Annotated in this window: 11 protein-coding genes; 7 read left to right on the top strand and 4 right to left on the bottom strand. The window is 74.6% G+C overall.

Going from position 1 to position 20976, the window contains the following annotated elements:
- Positions 1-4: 4 nt before the first annotated feature.
- The 4 genes from GPA10_RS38245 to GPA10_RS38230 all read right to left on the bottom strand — a co-directional run bounded on the left by GPA10_RS38245 (position 5) and on the right by GPA10_RS38230 (position 4498).
- A complete protein-coding gene (locus GPA10_RS38245; protein ID WP_343041787.1) occupies positions 5-1279 on the bottom strand; it encodes a cytochrome ubiquinol oxidase subunit I in 1275 nt (424 codons plus the stop codon).
- A 334-nt stretch (positions 1280-1613) separates the two neighbouring features.
- Positions 1614-2159 (bottom strand): SRPBCC family protein, encoded by a 546-nt coding sequence (locus GPA10_RS38240; RefSeq protein ID WP_157169445.1) that lies wholly within the window; start codon positions 2157-2159, stop codon positions 1614-1616.
- A complete protein-coding gene (locus tag GPA10_RS38235) occupies positions 2156-3394 on the bottom strand; it encodes a 3-hydroxybenzoate 6-monooxygenase (RefSeq protein ID WP_157169444.1) in 1239 nt (412 codons plus the stop codon). Before GPA10_RS38235 ends, GPA10_RS38240 begins: the two co-directional genes overlap by 4 nt.
- A 42-nt stretch (positions 3395-3436) precedes the next feature.
- A complete protein-coding gene (locus tag GPA10_RS38230; RefSeq protein WP_157169443.1) occupies positions 3437-4498 on the bottom strand; it encodes an NADPH:quinone reductase in 1062 nt (353 codons plus the stop codon).
- A 215-nt stretch (positions 4499-4713) separates the two neighbouring features.
- On the opposite strand from GPA10_RS38230, the gene GPA10_RS38225 reads away from it, so the two are divergent.
- The 7 genes from GPA10_RS38225 to GPA10_RS38195 all read left to right on the top strand — a co-directional run.
- Complete coding sequence (locus GPA10_RS38225; RefSeq protein WP_157169442.1) at positions 4714-6816, top strand: FAD/NAD(P)-binding protein; 2103 nt, start codon at positions 4714-4716, stop codon at positions 6814-6816.
- A gap of 44 nt (positions 6817-6860) precedes the next feature.
- On the top strand, positions 6861-8297 hold the full coding sequence (locus tag GPA10_RS38220) for a nitrosuccinate lyase (RefSeq protein WP_157169478.1): 1437 nt from the start codon (positions 6861-6863) through the stop codon (positions 8295-8297).
- 40 nt (positions 8298-8337) lie between these two features.
- Positions 8338-9243 carry a methylenetetrahydrofolate reductase [NAD(P)H] gene (gene metF / locus GPA10_RS38215; protein ID WP_157169441.1) on the top strand — a complete coding sequence of 302 codons (906 nt, stop codon included), beginning with the start codon at positions 8338-8340 and terminating at the stop codon, positions 9241-9243.
- 116 nt (positions 9244-9359) lie between these two features.
- Complete coding sequence (locus tag GPA10_RS43155; protein ID WP_058845494.1) at positions 9360-9587, top strand: hypervirulence associated TUDOR domain-containing protein; 228 nt, start codon at positions 9360-9362, stop codon at positions 9585-9587.
- On the top strand, positions 9584-9922 hold the full coding sequence (locus GPA10_RS38205; protein ID WP_079085899.1) for a DUF3140 domain-containing protein: 339 nt from the start codon (positions 9584-9586) through the stop codon (positions 9920-9922). Before GPA10_RS43155 ends, GPA10_RS38205 begins: the two co-directional genes overlap by 4 nt.
- A gap of 47 nt (positions 9923-9969) precedes the next feature.
- Complete coding sequence (locus tag GPA10_RS38200; RefSeq protein ID WP_343041786.1) at positions 9970-11136, top strand: spore photoproduct lyase family protein; 1167 nt, start codon at positions 9970-9972, stop codon at positions 11134-11136.
- A 272-nt stretch (positions 11137-11408) separates the two neighbouring features.
- Positions 11409-20976: non-ribosomal peptide synthetase (locus GPA10_RS38195; protein WP_157169440.1), on the top strand; the 9568-nt coding region annotated here is incomplete at its 3' end.

Here is a 20976-nt window from a genome sequence, read left to right as displayed (position 1 = left end):
CTCCTCAGTACGCCGTGACGGCGGGCGCGGGTTCGGTGGATACGGCGGCGGGCTGCTGCTCCCGCGGCCCTTCGCGGACCGCCCGCAGCAGCACCCACCAGTGGCCCACGACCAGCGCCAGGAACAGCGGCACGAAGACGATCAGGGACAGCCACATGCGGCCCGTCGAGACCTGGGAGACGGCGTCCTCGGTGCGCAACAGGCCGTAGACGATCCAGGGTTGGCGGCCCGCCTCGCGGAACACCCAGCCCGCGATCATCGCCACGTACGGCAGCGGCACCAGGATCATCAGGAACAGGTGCCAGCGCCGCGACTTCACGGCCAGGCGCCGGAAGGAGGCGAGGACGACACCGGCGAGGGCCGCGACGATCAGCACGACGAACACGAGGACCATCAGGAGTCCCGCGCCGCGGGTCAGCGCCTCGGGCGGCACGTAGTCGCCGGGGCCGAAGCGCTGCACCATCTCGGCCTGAAGCTTCGCCATCTCGGCCTTGTCGTCGTCGAAGACGGCGGCCTTCATCGGCTGCCACTCCTCCGTCTCGCCGAACTGCATGCCGCCGAAGGCCACCGTGACGAGGAGCGCGGGCACGCCGGCGAACACCCCGATGCGCAGCGACCGCCGCAGCAGGCCGTCCGGGTCGGCGGTGCCCTTGCGGTAGTGGTAGGCGCTCACCCCGGCCATGAACACGGCGGCGGTCAGCAGGGAGCCGCCGAGGATGTGGCCGAACGCGAGCAGGGTGCTCGGGTTGGTGAGCAGCTCGGCGGTGTCGGCCAGTTCGAGGGTGCCGTCGGCCCGCTTCGCGTAACCGGTGGGCCGGCTCAGGAAGCCGTTGGTCACGAGGACCCAGTAGGCCGACAGGTAGGCGGTGAGGGTGACCACCCACAGCACCCCGAGGTGCACCCACTTGTTGAAGCGGCCCCAGCCGAGCATCCACAGGGCCAGGAAGGTCGATTCGACGAAGAACGCGAGGACGGTCTCCAGGGCGAGCGAGGAGCCGAAGACGTCCCCGGCGAACTTGCCGAGGCCGCTCCACGCCATCCCGAACTGGAACTCCATCACGAGGCCCGTGACGATGCCCACGGCGTAGTTGATGACGTAGAGCCGTCCCCAGTAGCGCACCATGCGCAGATGGACGGGTTGCCCGCCGCGGAGCGTCGCGCGGGTCTGCAGCACGGCGAGCACGGTGGCGAGGCCGATGGTCAGGGATACGAAGAGGAAGTGGCCGCCGGCGGTGAGTGCGAACTGCCAGCGGGCGAGGTCGACGGTCTGTGATTCCACGCTGCTACCTTCCGCGGGAGGTGCGCCCCGCCGCGTCGGCCGCCGGTGGACACCTCGTGTACTCCCCGGGTGGGGGCTCGGCGGGGCGTTACGCCCCCGGTAGTGCCGGGTCCTGCCGGGTCCTGCCGGAGCGGGCCGGATCCTGCCGGAGCGGGCCGGACATGACGCCGCCCTCCCGCGCGGAGGGAGCGCGGGAGGGCGGCGTGGGCCGGCATCCGGGGGATCGATGCCGGGGTCTCGGCGGGGGCCGGTCCTTCTCCGGGACGTGCCGGGGGATCAGTCCTTCTCCAGGGCGTGCGTGCCAGTCGGCCCTTCTCCAGGGCGTGCGTGCGAGTCAGCCCTTCTCCAGGACGTACTTGAGGTGCTCGACGGTCGCGCGGACGTCGGCGGCCAGCTTCGCGTTCCACTCGCGGACGAAGCGCTCACGGCCGCCCTCGTCCAGGCCCGCCGAGAAGATCTTCGCCAGGCCCTCGGTCAGCCGCCCCAGGCGGTAGTGGTGGGTCAGCAGCGAACCGCCCGCCACCGCCTCGATCTCGAAGGACCAGGTGCTCTCCTGGCGGTTGCGCGCGCTGTCGAGGACGACCCAGCGGAACACCTTGCCGGGCACGGCCTCGACGACCTCGGCCTCGGTCCGCCAGGAGCCACGGACGACCGGCGCCCAGGCGACGGGTTCCGCCGAGCGTTCGTTGTCGCCGCGGAAGACGGAGCCCACCTCGCGGGGCACCCCGCGCACCCAGGTGCCGCCCCGGCACTCGACGCTCCACTCGGCGCTGCGGGCGAGATCGCTCACCGTGTCGTAGACCTTGTCGGGCGGTACCGCCACGAAGGTCTCCGCGCGCACGTCGAATGTCGTGACGCCTTCACGTGTGTAGTCGGTCATGCCGGAATCCTGTCCGTCGTGCCGGTGACCCGCGCGTAATCGCGTGCACCGTGCAGCCAGTCGACCATTTCGTACAATTGCTCACTGGACAGCGCGGAGAGCGCCGCATTGCGTCGTGCCGCGGCCGCGCCCACCGGGTGGTACACCTGGCGGCCCAATTCCCGTGCCACCCATTGGGCTTTGGCGGTCCGGGGACGGCGGCGCACGTTGTAGGCCTTCAGGGCCCTTTCGATCCCGACCGGTGCGAGCGGTCCGCCGCTGTCGCGGCGGTCCGCGTCCCCGAGGAGATCGGCGAGGAGCACCGCGTCCTCCAGGGCCTGGCAGGCGCCCTGGGCCGCGTACTGGAGCATGGGGTGCGCCGCGTCGCCGAGCAGGGCGACGCGGCCGTCCACCCAGTCGTCGACGGGCGCCCGGTCGCACAGCACCCACCGGCGCCAGTCGTCGCCGAGGTCGAGCAGCCGCCGGGCGGCGGGGCTCAACTCCGGGAACTGCGCGCGCACCAGGGCGCGCCCGGCCGGGACGCCGGTGACGGCCTCGGTGGCGCCGTCGTCGCGGGTGGCCGCGAGGTTGAGCAGGCGGCCGCCGCTGATCGGATAGTGCACGAAGTGCCACTTGGGGCCCGCCCACAGGGACACGGAGTTGGAGCGCAGCTCGGCGGGGACCCGCTCCATGGGGATCACGGAGCGGTAGATGGTGTGCCCCGACACCTGCGGCGCGCCGTCGCCGATCAGGCGGGCGCGGACGGCGGAGCGCAGCCCGTCGGCGCCGAGCACCGCGTCGGCGGTCAGCCGCAGGTCCCCGGCGAGCAGGACGGTCGCCCCCGCCGGGTCCTGTTCGTAGCCGACGACATGGGAGCCCGTCAGGAGCTCGACGTTGGGCAGCGGACGGCAGGCTTCGAGGAGCGGCAGGTAGAGGTCCGTGCGGTGCACCACGGCGTACGGATTGCCGTAGCGGTCGCGGTAGGACTCGGTGAGCGGCATGGAAGTGATCCGCTCGCCGGTGGTGCCGTCGAACAGGCGCAGTTCGTCGATGAACACGGCACGGGCGCGCACCGCGTGGCCCACGCCGAGCCGGTCGAGGGCGTGGAAGGCGTTCGGGGCCAACTGGATGCCCGCGCCCAGTTCGGAGAACTCCTCGCGGCGCTCCAGGACCGTCACGCGGTGCCCGCGCCGGGCCAGGCCCAGCGTGACGGCCAGGCCGCCAATGCCGCCGCCGACTACCACTATGTGTGACATCGCACTCCTCCTGCGGGCGGTCCCGCCAGTGGTCGTGGGGGTCTACTCGGTGGCCGCCGCGGCCCGGTGAGCCCCTGTGGCCGCCGCGGCCGTGGGGGCGTCGCCGTCCGGCGGGCCGGGCCGCCGGGTGCCGGGGCGCACGACGAGCCGCCTGCCGCGCAGTTCGCCCCGCTCCATCCGGCGGTGCGCCTCGGCCAGGGCGTCGAGCGGGACGTGCTCGGTGCGGCGGGGCCGCAGCCGGCCCGCGGCGAGCAGCCGGTTGACCGTGTCCGCCGCGGCGGCGAGTTCGGCGGTCGTGGCGTGCGAGATGACGAAGCCGAGCACGGACGCGTCCTTCATGTAGAACGGCCCGACGGGGAACACGGGGCGTGCCGCGACCCCGGCGAGCAGGACGATCCTGCCGCGCGGGGCGAGCAGGTCCACGGCACCGGTGAGATCGTTGGTCCCGTACGAGTCCACGTACACGTCCGCCCCGGACGGGCAGGCGCCGCGCAGCCGCCCCGGGAGGTCGGGGTCCCGGTAGTCGAAGACCTCGGCGGCTCCGAGGGAGCGCACATACGCGGCGTCACCCGCCGACGCCGTGCCCACCACGCGGGCGCCCGCGTCGACGGCCAGGGTGACCAGGGCGCTGCCCACGTTGCCCGCGGCCCCGGCCACGAGGACGGTCTCGCCCGGCCGCACCCGGGCGTGCGTGCGCAGGGCCAGATACGCGGTGCCCGCCGGGTGCAGCACGGCCACCGCGGTCGCGGTGTCCACGCCCGGCGGCAGGTGGTACAGCCGGTCGGCGGGGACGGCGGCCAGCTCGGCGGCGGCGCCCTGCCGCCCGCCGTGCCCGAGGCTGTTGCACCACACCCGGTCGCCGGGTGCGAAGCCCGGCGCGCCGGTACCGGCCTCGCGGACGGTGCCGACCAGGTCGCGGCCGACCACGAGGGGCAGCGGCAGCGGCGTACGGAACACACCGGACCGCACGAAGGTGTCGACGGGGTTGACGGTGGTGGCGGCGACCTCGACCAGGACGTCGGTCGGGCCGGGCCGGGGGTCGGGGAATTCGGCGCAGCGGATTTCGTCCGGTGCGCCGAGTCGCTCGATGAAGGCGGCACGCATGAGGGGCAGCATGCAGGGAATTGCGCCGGGGCTGTGCGAAGCCCGCCGGAATGCGTCAGGTCCGGTTCCGAAAAGGGAAAAGGGAAAGGGCAGGCGTAGGCGGCCCACCGTCGCGCGTACGCCGCCGACTTGACGGACCCGCTCGTTCTCCGTTGACCGGTCTCCGCCGTCACTTGCGATGATCCGGGGAAATTCCGGACCGCATTGGAGTATCCATGAGCAGCGGATGGAGCAGCAGATCCGTGGAGATCTGCATTGTCGGCGGCGGTCCGAGGGGACTGTCCGTCCTGGAACGGCTGTGCGCGAACGAACGGCACGCTCCGACCCGCGCCTCGGTCGTCGTGCACATCGTCGACCCGGCGGCGCCCGGCGCGGGCGGCGTGTGGCGCACCGACCAGTCCCGACACCTGCTGATGAACACGGTCGCCTCGCAGGTCACCGTGTTCACCGACCGGAGCGCCCGGATCGAGGGGCCGATCGAGCCGGGGCCGAGCCTGTACGAGTGGGCCCGGGAGCTCGCCCTGCTCGGTGCCGACAGCGGCGGTGCCGGCAGCGGCGGTGCCGAAAGCGGCGGTGCCGACAGCGGCGGCGTCGAGGAATGGGCGCTCGCCGAGGCGCGTTCGCTCGGCCCTGACTCCTATCCGACGCGGGCCTTCTACGGGCACTACCTCCACGACTGCTTCCGGCGCGTGGTGGACAGCGCCCCGGCGCACGTCCGGGTGCGTGTCCACCCCTCGCGGGCCGTCGCCATGGCCGACACCCACGGGATCGCCGGCGGCCCCCAGGGCGTACGCCTCGCCGACGGCACCCGGCTGCACGACCTCGACGCGATCGTGCTGACCCAGGGGCACGTGCCCACCAGGCTGACGCCGCGCCAGGAGCGGACGGCGGCCCTCGCCCGCATCCACTACCTGACCTACCTCACCCCCGCCAACCCGGCCGACGTCGACCTGGACGCGATCGGTCCCGGCGAGCCGGTGCTCGTCCGCGGCCTGGGGCTCAACTTCTTCGACTACATGGCCCTGTTCACGCACGGCCGGGGCGGCGTGTTCGTGCGCGCCGACGACGGCGGGCTGCGCTACCGCCCGTCGGGCCGCGAGCCCCGGATCTTCGCCAGTTCACGGCGCGGGGTCCCCTACCACGCCCGCGGCGAGAACCAGAAGGGCGCCCACGGCCGCCATCTGCCGCGGCTGCTGACCGCCGAGTACATCGCGGGGCTGCGGGCGCGGTCGGCGAGCGGTGAGCGGCTGCGGTTCACCACCGACCTGTGGCCCCTGATCCGCCGGGAGACCGAGAGCGTCTACTACGCCACCCTCCTGACGTCCCTCGGCCGCGCCGCCGATGCCGGGCCGTTCACGGACCGGTACCTGGCGCTCGGCCGGAGCGGCGACGCGGGCCTGTCCAATGCGGCGGCCCTGCCCGGCGAGGAAGCCCCGTCCGCCGGAGCGGCGACGGACGCGCTGCTCGACGCGTACGGCATCGCGCCCGAGGACCGCTGGGACTGGGAGCGGGTGGCGACGCCGCTGGCCCGTGCCCGGTTCGCCGACCGCGCCGAGTTCCGTACGTGGCTGCGCGCCCACCTGGTGCGCGATGTGGCGGCCGCCCGCGCGGGCAACGTCGACGGCCCCCTCAAGGCCGCCCTCGACGTGCTGCGCGACCTGCGCAACGAGATCCGTGTCGCCGTCGACCACGGCGGCCTGGAGGGCAACTCGCACCGCGACGACCTGGAGGGCTGGTACACCCCGCTCAACGCCTTCCTGTCCATCGGCCCGCCCGCCTCGCGCATCGAGGAGATGATCGCGCTCATCGACGCGGGCGTGCTCGAACTCACCGGGCCCGGCACGGAGATACGCTTCGACGCCGCCGACCCCTCCTTCGTCGCCGAGTCCAGCACGGTGCCGGGGCCCCCGGTCCGCGCCAGGGCGCTGATCGAGGCCCGGCTGCCCGACCCCGACCTGCGCCGCACCGAGGACCCCCTGCTGCGCCACCTCCTCGCCACCGAGCAGGCGGCCCCCTACCGCGTCCCCGGCGACTGCGGCACCAGCTACGAGACGGGCGGCCTCGCCGTCAGCGAGCGCCCGTACCACCTCCTCGACTCGCGCGGCCGCAGCCACCCGCGGCGCTTCGCCTTCGGCGTCCCCACCGAGTCCGTGCACTGGGTGACGGCGGCCGGCATCCGCCCCGGCGTGGACTCGGTGACCCTCGGCGACTCCGACGCCGTCGCCCGCGCCGCCCTGGGCCTGCCACCGGCGACCCGGGTCCCCGGCGAGGTGCGCCCGGCCGCGGCCGACACCGACCTGCTCGGGGTGATCGTGTGACGGGGGCGGACGGTACGCGGAACACCGGACTCCTGCCCGGCGTCATGGGCGACACGGGACTCCCGCCCGACGCCACGAGCGACACGGGACTCCCGCCCGGCGCCACAGGCGACACCGGACTGCTCTCCCCGGTCCGCGCGGGCACCCCCGCGGAGGCGGCCACAGGCGACGTGGCGTGGGTGCGGGCCATGCTCGACGCGGAGGCCGCCCTCGCGCGGGCCCAGGCCCGGCTCGGGGCCGTGCCCGCGGCGGCCGCGGACGCCATCGGGCGGGCCGCGGCGCGCGCCGCCCTCGACGTGCGGGCCCTGGCCCTGGCCTCGCGGGAGACCGCCAACCCGGTGGTCGGCCTGGTGCGGGCGTTCACCGAAGTGGTCGCGGACCTCGACCCCGCCGCCGCGGACCATGTGCACCGGGGCTCCACCAGCCAGGACGTGTTCGACACCGGCGCCATGCTGGTGGCCGCCCGTACGCTGCGCATCGTCCGCGCCGACCTGGAGCGCTGCGTGGCCGCACTCGGCGCCCTCGCCCGCGCCCACCGTGACACCCCGATGGCGGGCCGCACCCTCGGCCTTCAGGCCGTGCCCACCACCTTCGGCCTGAAGGCGGCGGGCTGGCGCGAACTGCTGCGGGACGCGACCCTGCGCGTCGACCGGCTGCTCGACGGCGGCCTGCCGGTGTCCCTGGGCGGCGCGGCGGGCACGCTCGCCGGGTACCTGGAGTACGCCCGCGTCGACGGTGCCGCCGTCCCCGGCGACGACTACCACGACCGGCTCGCCGCCGCGTTCGCCGCCGAGACCGGGCTCGCCGTGCCGGTCCTGCCCTGGCACTCGCTGCGCGCACCCGTGGCCGACCTCGCCTCCGTGCTGGCCTTCACCTGCGGCGCCCTCGGCCGCTTCGCCGTGGACGTGCAGTCGCTGGCACGCACCGAGGTCGCCGAGGCCGCGGAGGCGCCGGTCGCCGGACGGGGCGGATCGTCGGCCATGCCGCACAAGCAGAACCCGGTCCTCTCCACGATGATCCGCGCCGCCGCGCTCCAAGTACCTGCCATGGCAGGAGCCCTGACGCAGTGTCTGGTCACCGAGGACGAGCGGTCGGCAGGCGTCTGGCACGCCGAGTGGCTGCTCCTGCGCGAGTGCCTGCGCCTCACCGGCGGCGCCGCGCACACCGCGGCGGAGCTGGCCGAGGGGCTCCGGGTGGACCCGGACCGGATGCGCGCCAACCTGGACCTCACCGGCAGCCGCCTGGTCTCCGAGCGGATCGCGGCCCGGCTCGCGCCCCACGTGGGCAAGGCCGCCGCGAAGCACCTGCTCACCGAGGCCACCTCGACCGCCGCCCGGACAGGCCGCCCGCTCCCCGAGACCCTCGCCGAACTCCCGGACCTCAAAGCCCACTTCGGCGCCGGGGAACTGGCCGAGCTGTGCGACCCGACCGCGTATCCCGGCGCCGCGGGCCCCCTGGTGGACCGCGCCCTGACGCCCTGACGCCCCCTCGTTCCCCCTGCCGTACCTCCGGAGGTAACGCATGACCAACGGCAAGCCGGTCTTCCCGTGGGGACCCGGCCCCAGCTTCTCCTTCGAGTTCTTCCCGCCCGCCGACGACAAGGGCCGCCGCACCCTGTGGCGGGCGCTGCGCGAGGTGGAGGCGCTGTCTCCCGCGTTCGTGTCCGTGACGTACGGCGCGGGCGGCTCGTCCCGCGACGGCACCATCGGCCTCAGCGCGCGGATCGCGGCCGGGACGACGATGCGGCCCGTGACCCACCTGGCGGCGGTCGGGCACTCGAAGGACGAACTGCGCCACGTCCTCTCCCGGCTGGCCGACGCCGGGGTCCGTGACATCCTGGCCCTGCGCGGCGATCCGCCTGCCGACCCGCGCGGCCCCTGGACCCGCCACCCCGAAGGCGTCGAGTACGCCGCCGAGCTGGTCTCCCTGATCAAGGAGTGGGGGGACTTCACGGTCGGCGTGGCGGCGTTCCCCGAACGGCATCCGCGCTCACCGGACTGGGACAGCGACGTCAGGCACTTCGTCGCCAAGTGCCGCGCCGGTGCCGACTACGCCATCACACAGATGTTCTTCCACGTCGATGACTATCTGCGGCTGCGTGACCGGGTCGCCGCGGCGGGCTGCGAGACCCCGATCATCCCGGAGATCATGCCCGCCACGGACGTCCGGCAGATCAGCCGCTTCGCCGAGCTGAGCAACGCCGCGTTCCCCGAGGACCTCGCCCACCGCCTGGAGGCTGCCCGCGACGACCCGGCCGAAGGCCGCCGCATCGGTGTCGGCTTCGCCACCGCGATGGCCGCACGCCTCCTCGCCGAAGGCGCCCCCGGCCTGCACTACTGCACCCTGAACCGCCCCCGCGCGGCCCTGGACATCCACCGCGACGTCCTGGGGTCGGCCACCCGAGCAGTCCCGTCACGACGCCTCTGACCTGCGTCTTCCCTGGTCCGGGCGCGGCTCGATATGCGCCCGGACCCGAGGGAGGGGACAGTGAGGAGCGTCGGCCGCAGCCCGGTCGGCACCGCCGTCCAGGGAGAGTGTGCATCGTGGGCAAGGGCAAGAAGCTCAGCAAGGGCGACGAGGTCACCTGGCGCAGCCATGGGCAGACCGTTCCCGGGAAGGTGAAGAGGAAGATCACAGAACGCGCCGACGTGGCGGGGCGTACCGTCGACGCCTCCGAGGACGAGCCGCAGTACGAGGTCGAGAGCGACAAGACCGGCCGCAACGCCGTCCACAAGCCGCAGGCCCTGCGCAAGAAGGGCGGCGGCTCGTGAGCGGGACGAGCGCCGCGGACCGGAAGGAGACCGCCGACGACTTCGGCGACGCCGTCAACATGACGCCGGACCGCCTCAGGAAGTGGCTGGCCACGGACGAGTCGAAGAGCGTGGGGCAGTCCGACGGCGGCGAGAGCGTCGGGCACGCCTCCGGGCGGCGCATCGTGACGCTGCTGGAGAAGAAGAGGGCCGATCTCACGGATGATGATCTCGCGCATATGCGGAAAGTCGTTGGATATGTGCACAGGCATCTCAAGCAGCGGCCCTCGGGGGACGTCACGGAAACCCCGTGGCGCTACTCCCTCATGAACTGGGGGCACGACCCGAAGGCGTGACGCGCGCGCCGCGGGGCGGGCCCCCGCGGTGTGGAAAGGAACGACACGTGAATCGGTCGGCCCGGCCGGACCAGCCCGACCAGCAGGCGCTCTTCGCGTGGGCGGACACCCCGGTCGCGCGAGCCGCACCCGGGGCGTTCCGCGACAGCCCGCAGGCGCGCCGGATGCTCGACGTGCGGGAGGTGTACGCGGAGCGCGCGGCCCTCGACTCCCCGCGCGGGCAGCAGATCATGGCCCGGCTGCCGGGGGTGCGCGTCACCGAGGTCGACGGGCACTGGCGCATCCCCTCGCTGCACGGCAACGACGGCAACATCGCCCGCTGGGTCCGCATCAAGACCGAGACGCTCGTCCTCGGGGTCAAGCACACCCTCGCCACCCGCCCCAACGGCAGGTCGGCCGACTGGATCGCACCGGGCCCCTCCAACGGGTGCGCGATGGCCTGCGCCTACTGCTACGTCCCCCGCCGCAAGGGCTACGCCAACCCCATCACGCTGTTCACCAACGTCGAGGCGATCGTAGCCCACGTCCAGCGCCACGTACGGGCCCAGGGCCCCAAGACGACACCCAACCAGTGCGACCCGAAGGCGTGGGTGTACGACATCGGCGAGAACGGTGACTGCTCCGTCGACGCCCTGGTCTGCGACAACACGGCGGACCTCGTCGCCGCGTTCCGTGACCTGCCGACCGCCAAGGCCTCCTTCGCGACCAAGTTCGTCAACCCCGACCTGCTGGCGCTCGACCCGCGGGGCCGGACCCGGGTGCGCTTCTCCGTGATGCCCCCCGCCGACGCCCGGCTCCTCGACATCCGCACCAGCCCGGTCCCCGAGCGCATCGCCGCGGCCGCCGACTTCCTCGACGCCGGATACGAGGTCCACTTCAACCTCTCGCCCGTCGTGCTGCGCCCGGGATGGCAGCGGGACTGGGCCGACCTGCTGACCCACCTCGACGACGTACTGCCCGCCCGCGTGAAGGAACAGGCCGCCGCCGAGATCATCATGCTCACCCACAACCAGGCCCTCCACGAGGTCAACCTGGGCTGGCACCCCCGCGCCGAAGAGGTGCTGTGGCAGCCGGACGCGCAGGAGACCAAACGCTCCCAGAACGGCGCCCTCAACGTGCGCTACGCCCTGGAGATCAAACAGCGCTCCCTCGCCCGGATCCGGCAGCTCCGCACGCGGCACGCGCCGTGGCTGACGGTCAGGTACGCGTTCTGAGCCCTGTTCTCTGTCATGTCGGCAGGACGTCTCCCGCCCCCCGGAATCCACCAGTCCGGTGCGTCCTGAGAACGGTCGCCACCCGACCGCGCACCGCTCGCCGACGCGCTGGTCCACCCCGGCGCGAGCACGCCCGAAAGGGCAGCTGAGAACGGTGAGTTGGGGGTATCGAGCCGCCGGTCAGGGCACTTCTGCGGCCGATGGGCCGGTGTTACGGTCGCTGGCGATGAGCGGCTCTTGAGCTCCGGCCTGACGAACAGGAGCGGATCCCGGTGACCTCTTTGCCTTCGGAGCAGCACGCACGCGTCGTACGGCAGACGGTCGCCGAGGTGTGGCCGCTGACGCCCCTTCAGTCGGGGCTGCTCTTCCACACCCTCCTCGACGGGGGCGCCCAGGCTCGGGACTCCTACCGGATGCAGTTCGCCGTGCGGCTGCGGGGACGCGTGGACGGTGCCCGTATGCGGGCGGCCGGCCAGGCGCTCCTCGACCGGCACCCCAACCTGCGGGCGGCGTTCGTGGCGGGCGCCGACGGGGATCCGGCGCAGGCCGTGGTGGCGGGCGTCGAACTGCCGTGGCGTGAGCTGGATCTGGACGGAGCCGAGGGTTCCGCCGCGCTCGCCGAGGTCCACGCCGCCGAGCTCCGCGCGCCCTTCGACCCGGGCGTACCGCCCCTGCTGCGGATGGCGCTCGTGCGGGTCGATGCCGAGCGGTACGAGCTGGTGCTGACCGCCCACCACGTGCTGTTCGACGGCCGTTCCCTGCCTGTGCTCGTCGGTGATCTGCTGCGGCTGTACGCGGCGGGCGGGGACGGTTCCGCGGTGCCCCCGGGGCCGGAGTTCCATGACTTCCTGGTGTGGCTGGCGGGCCAGGACCGGGACGCGGCCGCCCGGGTGTGGGCCGAGGAACTCGCCGGGGTCGACGAGCCGACCCTGCTGCTCCCCACCGTCTCGTCCGCTCCCGTTCCCACCCCCACCCCCACCCCCACCCCCGCTCCCGCTCCCGCTCCCGCGAACGCTGTTGTCGCTGTCGACGGAGCCGACGCAGCCCTCGATGTGCCCCTCCCGCCGCACGTCACCCGTGTTCTCTCCGCACGCGCCGCCCGGTACGGCGTCTCCCCGGACACCCTCGTCCAGGCCGCCTGGGCCCTGCTGCTCGGCGGGCTCACCGGACGGCGGGACGTGGTGTTCGGCGTGACGGTGCCGGGGCGCCCGGCCGCGGTGCCCGGTGTGGACGCGATGGCCGGGTTGTTCGTCAACACGCTCCCCGTACGGGTCCGCCTCGCGCCCACGGACACGGTGACGGGCCTCCTGCACCGGATGCGGGACCGCCAGGCGGAACTCGCCGCCCACTACTGCGGGCTCGCGGACATCCATCGCGCGACTGGGACGAACGTTCTATTCGATACGTTGGTGACATCCGAGCCGTACGCGGCGGACCTGCCGTACGCGATCCCGCCGCTCACGGCGGACCACCGGGACGCGGACGCCGGGGGCACCGGCCCCGATCGCACCGCCCCCGTCGTCACCGGCATCCGCCCCGACGCCCGCACCCACTACCCCCTCACGCTCGCCGTCACCACCGACCCCCACCCCCGTCTCGCCCTCCAGTACCGGCCCCACCTCGTCGACCGGGCGGCGGCGGAGGGCGTCGCCGCGCGCCTCGCCCTCGTCGTCGGGCAACTGGTGGCCGACGCCCCCACGACCGTGGGCCGGCTCGACCTGCTCGGCGGCGCCGAGCGGGAGGCGCTGCTGCACACGTACAACGACACCGCCGTGCCGGTCGCCCGCGGCACGATTCCCGCGCTCTTCGCGGAGCGGGTCGCCGCCGTGCCCGACGCGGTGACGCTGGTGTGCGGCGCCGAGTCGTTGACGTACCGCGACCTCGACGCCCGCGCGGACCGGCTCGCGCGGGAGCTGGTCCGGCGCGGGGTGGGCACGGAGACCGTGGTGGCCGTGTCGCTGCCGCGCTCACCGGACCTGGTCGTCGCGATGCTCGCGGTGATGAAGGCCGGGGGCGCCTATCTGCCGGTGGACTCCGCGTACCCGGCGGACCGCGTCGCCTACCTGCTGGCGGACTCCGGTGCCCTGCTGATCGTCGCCGACGGCACGACCGCCGGCGCGCTGCCCGGGGGAACGGTCCCCGTGCTGCGCACGGACGCCCCGGCCGACGTCCCCGACACGGCCGCCGCCCTCCCCGGCGGCCCTGCGGCGTCCCTCGCGAACACCGCCTACGTCATCTACACGTCCGGTTCCACCGGCCGCCCCAAGGGGGTGGCCGTCACCCACTTCGGTGTGGCCGACCTGGTGGCGACGCAGCGGGCGCGGCTCGGTCTCAGCGGCGCCCACCGCGTGCTCCAGTTCGCCTCGCCGAGCTTCGACGTGTCGGTGTACGAGATCTGCATGGCGCTGTTCACGGACGCCACGCTGGTCCTCGCCCCGCAGGAACAGCTGGCTCCGGGACGGCCGCTGACCGAGACCGTGGCCGCGCACCGGATCACCCATGTCTTCCTGCCGCCAGCGGTCCTCGGGGCGCTGCCGCCCGGGTCGCTGCCGGGCGTGACCTCCCTCGCGGTGGGCGGGGACGCGGCGACCCCGGACCTGGTGGCCGGGTGGGCCGACGGCCGGGACCTGGTCAACGCCTACGGGCCGACGGAGACCACGGCGATCGTGACGTTCAGCGACCCGCTGACCGCCGACGGCCGTACGCCGCCCATCGGCCGCCCGATCGCGGGCACCCGCGCGTACGTCCTCGACGACATGCTGCGGCCGGTGCCCGCCGGGGTCGCGGGCGAGCTGTACGTGGCCGGTGCGGCCCTGGCACGCGGCTACCTCGGCCGCCCCGCCCTGACCGCGGGACGCTTCGTGGCCTGCCCCCACGGTGAGCGGCCCGGTGAGCGCATGTACCGCACCGGTGACATCGTCACCTGGAACGCCGACGGCCGACTCGTGCACCACGGGCGCGCCGACGACCAGGTCAAGATACGCGGCTTCCGCATCGAACCCGGCGAGGTGCAGGCGGCATTGCGCGCCCATCCCGGGGTGGCGCGGGCCGTCGTCGTCAGCGACACGCGGGACGGCGACCGGCGCCTGGTGGGGTACGTGGTGCCCGCCGACCCCGGCGCCCCGCCCGCCGCGGCGGAGCTGCGCGCCTTCGTCGCCGGGCGGCTGCCCGACTACATGGTGCCGTCGGTGGTCGCCGTCCTCGACGAGGTGCCGCTGAGCCCCAACGGGAAGCTGGACCGCCGGGCGCTGCCCGCCCCGGACGCCGCCGCCACCACTGCTTTCCGGGCGCCGCGCACCCCGCAGGAGACGGCACTCGCCGCCCTGTTCGCCGACGTGCTCGGCGTCGGGCGGGTCGGCGTCGACGACAGCTTCTTCGACCTGGGCGGGCATTCGCTGCTCGTGACGCGTCTGGTGAACCGGGTGCGTGCGGAGTTGGGGGTGGAGGTTCCGGTACGGGTGGTGTTCGAGGCGGTGACGGTGGCGGGGCTCGCGGAGCGGCTGGGGGCGCAGGCCCGCTCGGCTCGCCCGGTGCTGCGGGCGGCCGGGGCGCGGCCGGAGCGGGTCCCGCTGTCCTTCGCGCAGCAGCGCCTGTGGTTCCTGCACCGGTACGAGGGCCCTTCGGCCACGTACAACCTCTCGTACGCGCTGCCGCTCAAGGGAAAGCTCGCGGAGGACGCCCTCGCGGCGGCGGTGCGGGACGTGGTGGTGCGGCACGAGAGCCTGCGGACCCTGTTCGTCGCGGACGGCGCGGGGGTGCCCGCGCAGGTCGTGGTGCCCGCGTGTGAGGTCGCCGTGGATGTGCCGGTACGGGAGGTGGCGCCGGACGAGGTGCCTGCGGCGGTGGCGGCGGAGGTCGCCCACCCGTTCGACCTGTCGGTGGAGATACCCGTGCGGGCGTGTCTGCTGCGGTGCGCCCCGGACGAGCACGTACTGGTCCTCCTGATGCACCACATCGCCGCCGACGGCGAGTCCATGGGGCCGCTGGCCCGCGACCTGAGCACCGCCTATGCCGCCCGGACGCACGGCGCCCCGCCTTCGTGGGAGCCGCTCGCGGTGCAGTACGCGGATTATGCGCTGTGGCAGCGGGAGCTGCTCGGGGACGAGGCCGATCCGGGCAGTGTGCTCGCGGGGCAGTTGGCGTACTGGCGGGATGAGTTGGCGGGTGTCCCGCAGCCGTTGCGGCTGCCCCTTGACCGGCCGCGGCCGCCGGTGGCCGGGCATCGCGGGGACACCGTCGAGTTCGTCATCGAGCCCGGGCTCCTCGCCGCCGTCGAGGAGGTGGCGCGGGCCCAGGGCGCCACGGTGCCGATGGTGCTCCAGTCCGCCCTGGTCGTGCTGCTGCGGCTCATGGGCGGCGGCGACGACATCACCCTGGGCGCGCCGATCGCCGGGCGCACGGACGGCGGACTCGCCGATCTCGTCGGGTTCTTCGTCAACACGTGGGTGCTGCGTGCGGACCTGTCGGGCAATCCGTCGTTCGCGCAGGTGGTACGGCAGGTGCGGGGCAAGGCGCTGGCGGCCTACGACCATCAGGACGTGCCGTTCGAGCGACTGGTGGAGACCCTGAACCCGGAACGGTCCACCGCCCACCACCCGCTGTTCCAGGTGATGTTCGGCTGGCGGAGCACGGAGCACGAGGCCTTCGACGCGCCCGGCCTCAGGTCGGCCTTCGCCCTGGTGCCGACCCGGACCGCGAAGTTCGACCTCGTCTTCGCGCTGGCCGACACCCCGGGGCACGGGGCCGTCGGCGGCGTCGAGTACGCCGGCGACCTCTTCGACCGCGCCACGGCGCAGGTCCTCGCGGACCGCTATGTGCGGCTCGTACGGCAGTTGGCCGCCGACCCGCGGCTGCGCGTCGACGAGGCCGACGTACTGCGGCCGGGGGAGCGGGACCGGATCCTCCACGGCTTCAACGACACGGACGCGACGACGCCGGACGTGACGGCGCCGGACGCGAAGGCGCCGGATCTGACGGCCCCGGAGCTGACGGTGCCCGCGCTCTTCGCGCGGCGGGCCGCCGCCGCTCCGGACGCGGTGGCGGTCGTGTGCGGCGCGCAGGACGTCACGTACGCGGAGCTGGACGCGCGCGCCGATCGTGTCGCCCGGCACCTGGTGCGGCTCGGGGCGGGGCCCGACGCGCTGGTGGGTGTCGCGCTGCCGCGCTCGGCCGAACTCGTCGTCGCGCTCCTCGGCGTGCTCAAGGCGGGGGCGGGATATGTGCCGGTCGACCCGCGGTACCCGAGCGCCCGCGTCGGCCTCGTCCTCGCCGACGCGGACCCGCTGTGCGTCCTGACCGACGCGGAGCACGCGGGGGCACTGCCCGCGACCGGGGCGCCGCTGCTGCTCCTGGAGGACGTGGAGCGGGGGGCGGGCCCGGGACAGCGCGCCGATGCCGTCGGGCGCACGGCACCGCTGTCGCCGCGGCACCTCGCGTACGTCATGCACACCTCCGGCTCCACGGGCACCCCCAAGGGCGTTGGCGTCACCCACGCGGGAGTGGTGCGCCTCGCCCTGGACCGCTGTTTCGCGGGCGGCGGCCACGAGCGGGTCCTGATGCACGCGACCCAGGCCTTCGACGCGTCCACCTACGAGGTGTGGGTGCCGCTCCTGCGCGGCGGCACCGTCGTCGTCGCCCCCGCGGGGCCCCTGGACGCGGCCACCCTCGCCGACGCCGTGGCCACGCACCGGGTGACCGGGCTCCTGGTCACCGCCGGGCTGTTCCGGGTGGTCGCCGAGGACCGGCCGGAGGCGTTCACCGGGGTCCGGGAGGTCTGGTCGGGCGGTGACGTGGTGCCCGCGGCGGCGGTGCGGCGGGTCCTCGCGGCCTGCCCGGGGACCACCGTCGTCGACGCGTACGGCCCCACCGAGGCGACCGTGGCGGTGTCCGTGCACCCCATGCGCGAGCAGGCCGACACCGGTGAGATCGTGCCGATCGGCCGCCCGCTGGACCACACCCGCCTGTACGTCCTGGACGCGGCGCTGCGCCCGGTGCCGCCCCGGGTGCCCGGCGAGCTGTACATCGCGGGCGACCGGCTCGCCCGCGGCTATCTGGGCCGCCCCGCGCTGACCTCCGAACGGTTCGTGGTCTGCCCGTTCGGCGGGCCCGGGGAGCGCATGTACCGCACCGGTGACGTGGTGGCGTGGACGCCGGAGGGCCGTCTCGTCTACCAGGGGCGCGCCGACGCGCAGGTGAAGGTGCGCGGTTTCCGGATCGAGCCGGGCGAGGTGGAGGCGGCGCTGACCGCGCACCCCGGTGTGGCGCAGGCCGTGGTGGCCGCCGACGAGGAGCGCGGCGGCGACCGCAGGCTCGTCGCGTACGTCGTTCCGGCCCGGGGAGGCGTCGCGGGCGTCGGCGACATCGACTTCGGCGCCGGCGTCTCCGCGCGGGAGCTGCGCGCCTTCGCGGCGGAGCGGCTGCCGGAGTTCATGGCCCCGGCGGCGTACGTGATGCTCGACCGGCTGCCGTTGACGCCGAACGGCAAGCTGGACCGGTCGGCGCTGCCGCGCCCCGACTTCGCCGCGGGCGCGTACCGGGCGCCGGGGTCGCCTGTGGAGCGGGCCCTGGCCGACGTGTACGCGGAGGTGCTCGGCGTCGACCGGGTCGGCGTCGACGACGACTTCTTCGCGGCGGGCGGCGACAGCATCCGCTCCATCCAGGTGGTCTCCCGCGCCCGGTCGCACGGTGTGGAGGTCAGCCCGCGCCAGATCTTCGAGCACCGCACGGTGGCCGGCCTCGCCCGGGTCGCGGGCGCCGGGCGGCACCCCGGTACGGGCACGGCCCTGCGGGAGCTGGACGGCGGCGGCACGGGGGCGCTGCCCCTGACGCCCGTCGCCCGCCACATACGCGGACGCGGCGGCAGCGCGGGCCGGTTCTCCATGTCGATGCTCCTCGAACTGCCCGAGGGCATCGACCGGGCCGGGCTGCTCGCCACCCTGGCCGCGGTCGTCGACCGCCACGACGTGCTGCGGGCACGTCTGGTGGGCGTCGCCGGAGCGGAGGAGGGGCTGCTCGTCGGGGCGCCGGGTTCGGTGGACGCGGCGGCACTCCTGCACCGGGTGGAGTGCGAAGGACCAGCGGGTGACGCGGCGGGCGGTGCACTCCCGACCGGGGCCAGGGATGAGATGTGGCTGTGGACGGCGGAGGCGGAGCGGGACGCGGCGGTGGGCCGCCTCGACCCGGAGGCCGGGGTGGTGGCGCAGTTCGTGTGGTTCGACTGGTCCGACGCCGCCCGCGGGGCGAGTGCCGGGGGCGGCGTACGGGTGGGACGGCTGCTCGTGGTGCTGCACCACCTCGTGGTCGACGGGGTGTCCTGGCGCATCCTGCTGCCGGACCTCGCGGCGGCCTGGGCCGACGTGCGCGCGGGCCGGGCACCGGAACTGCCCGCCACGGGCACGTCCTTCCGGCGGTGGGCGCACGCCCTCGTCGCGGAGGCGGCCTCGGACGGCAGGGCGGCCGAGCTGCCGCGGTGGCTGTCGATCGTGGACGGCCCGGACCCGGTCATCGGCACCCGCCGCCTCGACCCGGCCGTCGACATCCGCTCCACCGTGGACACCGTGCGCCTCCGGCTGCCCGCACCGGTCACCGAGGCCCTGCTCACGGCGGTGCCCGCGGCGTACCGCTGCGGGGTCAACGACGGGCTCCTCGCCGGGCTCGCCCTGGCCGTCGCCCGGCTGCGCCGTGCCCGCGGCGTCGACGAGCCGTCGCTCCTCGTCGGCCTCGAAGGGCACGGACGCGAGGAGGCCGCCGTCCCGGGCGCGGACCTGTCGCGCACGGTGGGCTGGTTCACCAGCATGTTCCCGGTCCGGCTCGACGTGGCCGGATGCGACATCGAGGAGGCCTTCGCCGGCGGTGCCGCGGCGGGCGACGCCGTCAAGGCCGTCAAGGAACAGCTGCGCGCCGTGCCCGACGGCGGCGTCGGCTACGGCCTGCTGCGGGAGCTGAACCCGGACACCGCCGCAGCCCTGCGCCCGTACGCCACCGGCCAGATCGGCTTCAACTACCTGGGCCGGTTCGCCGCCACCGACATGCCGGAACACCTGCGCGGCCTCGGCTTCGGCCAGGTGCCGGACGTGCACTGGCCGCTCGCCGAGATGGACCCCGGCATGCCTGCCCTCGCCGCGGTGCAGATCAACTCGATGGTCGTGGACACCGCGGAAGGGCCCTGCCTGGAGGCGGAGTTCGAGTGCGCCACGGGTGCCGTACCCCGCGCGGTGGCGCGGGAACTCGCCGACCTGTGGGCCGCCGCGCTCGACGGCCTCGCCCGGCACGCCGCCACACCGGGCGCGGGCGGGCTCACACCGTCCGACGTGCCGCTGGTGCGGGTGGCCCAGCGGGAGATCGACGTGTGGGAGCGCCGCCACCCGGGGCTCGCCGACGTGTGGCCGCTCACCGCCCTCCAGTCGGGCCTGCTGTTCCACGCCATGCTGTCCGACGGTGCGCCGGACGCCTACCACGTCCAGTTCGTCCTGCACCTCCGCGGCCCGGTGGACAGCGCCCGGATGCGGACGGCCGGGCAGGCACTCCTTGACCGGCACACCGCCCTGCGGGCCGCCTTCGTGCCGGGTGCCGACGGGGACCCGGTGCAGGTGGTGGTCGCCGGGGTGCGGCTGCCGTGGCGCGAGGTGGACCTGACGCGGACGCGCGTGGACGGCGGGACGGCCCGGGAGCGCGACGGGGCGGCGCGGGTGAGCGGTGAGGCGGCGTTCGAGGCGCTGGTCGCCGACGACCTGCGGCACCCCTTCGACGTCACGGAGCCGCCCCTGCTGCGGATGGCGCTCGCGCGGCTCGGCACGGACCGGTACGAGCTGGTGCTCACCGCCCACCACCTGCTGTTCGACGGCTGGTCGCTGCCGCTGCTCATGCAGGACCTGATGCGGCTCTACGGCAGCGAAGGGGACGCGTCGGCGCTGCCGAGGACGCCCGAGTACCGGGACTTCCTGGTGTGGCTCTCGGCGCAGGACCGGGAGGCGTCGGCCCGCGCCTGGGCGGAGGAGCTGGCGGGCGTGACCGAGCCGACGCTGCTCGCCCCGGCCGTGTCCGCCGCCCCGACGCCGCGGCCGGAACAGGGCTTCGGGCAGGTCGAGGTGGACCTGCCCGCGGACGTGTCCCACGCGTTGTCCCGGCGCGCCGCCGAGCTGGGGATCACCCTGAACACCGTGGTGCAGGGCGCCTGGGCGCTGCTGCTCGGGGTGCTCACCGGCCGCCAGGACGTGGTGTTCGGCGCGACGGTGTCGGGGCGCCCGGCCGCGGTGCCCGGCGTGGACGCGATGACGGGCATGTTCATCAACACCCTGCCCGTGCGGGTGCGGTGCGGTCCCGCGGACAGCGTCACCGAGGTCCTCACCACGCTCCAGGACCGGCAGGCGGCCCTCCTCGACCATCATCACCACGGCCTGACGGAGATCCACCGCGCCACCGGTACGGGCGTCCTGTTCGACACCCTCGTCGCCTTCGAGTCCTACCCGGTGGACCGCGCCGGGCTCGGCGAGGCCAACGCCGCCGCGGGCATCGAGGTCACCGGCATCCGCCCGCTGTCGGGCTCGCACTACCCGCTGACGGTGATGGCCGCGGCCGACCCCCAGCTGCGGGTGACGCTGCAACACCAGCGGAACGTACTGGACCGCACGGCGACGCGGGGCATCGCCGAGAGGTTCCGGCGGATACTCGGCCAGCTCGCCGCCGCACCGGGGCTCCTGGTCGGCCGCGTGGACGTGCTGGGCCCCGGTGAGCGCGAGGCGGTGCTGCGGGGCGCCGCCGGCACGACGGCACCGGGCGCGGTGGGTGCGGGGGCGACCGTGGGTGAGCTGTTCGCGCGGCAGGTGGCGCGGGCTCCGGACG

The organism is Streptomyces typhae, from assembly GCF_009755605.1.
Classification (GTDB): Bacteria; Actinomycetota; Actinomycetes; order Streptomycetales; family Streptomycetaceae; genus Streptomyces; species Streptomyces typhae.
The sequence above is the reverse complement of the archived record's forward strand: the minus strand, read 5'-3'. Positions and strand labels throughout refer to the sequence as shown.

Bases quoted from the DNA above. Each gene is read 5' to 3' on its own strand.
- GPA10_RS38225 (WP_157169442.1), top strand. From the start codon at position 4,714: ATGAGCAGCGGATGGAGCAGCAGATCCGTGGAGATCTGCATTGTCGGC.
- metF (WP_157169441.1), top strand. From the start codon at position 8,338: ATGACCAACGGCAAGCCGGTCTTCCCGTGGGGACCCGGCCCCAGCTTC.
- GPA10_RS38240 (WP_157169445.1), bottom strand. From the start codon at position 2,159: ATGACCGACTACACACGTGAAGGCGTCACGACATTCGACGTGCGCGCG.
- GPA10_RS38220 (WP_157169478.1), top strand. From the start codon at position 6,861: ATGGGCGACACGGGACTCCCGCCCGACGCCACGAGCGACACGGGACTC.
- GPA10_RS38235 (WP_157169444.1), bottom strand. From the start codon at position 3,394: ATGTCACACATAGTGGTAGTCGGCGGCGGCATTGGCGGCCTGGCCGTC.
- GPA10_RS38230 (WP_157169443.1), bottom strand. From the start codon at position 4,498: ATGCGTGCCGCCTTCATCGAGCGACTCGGCGCACCGGACGAAATCCGC.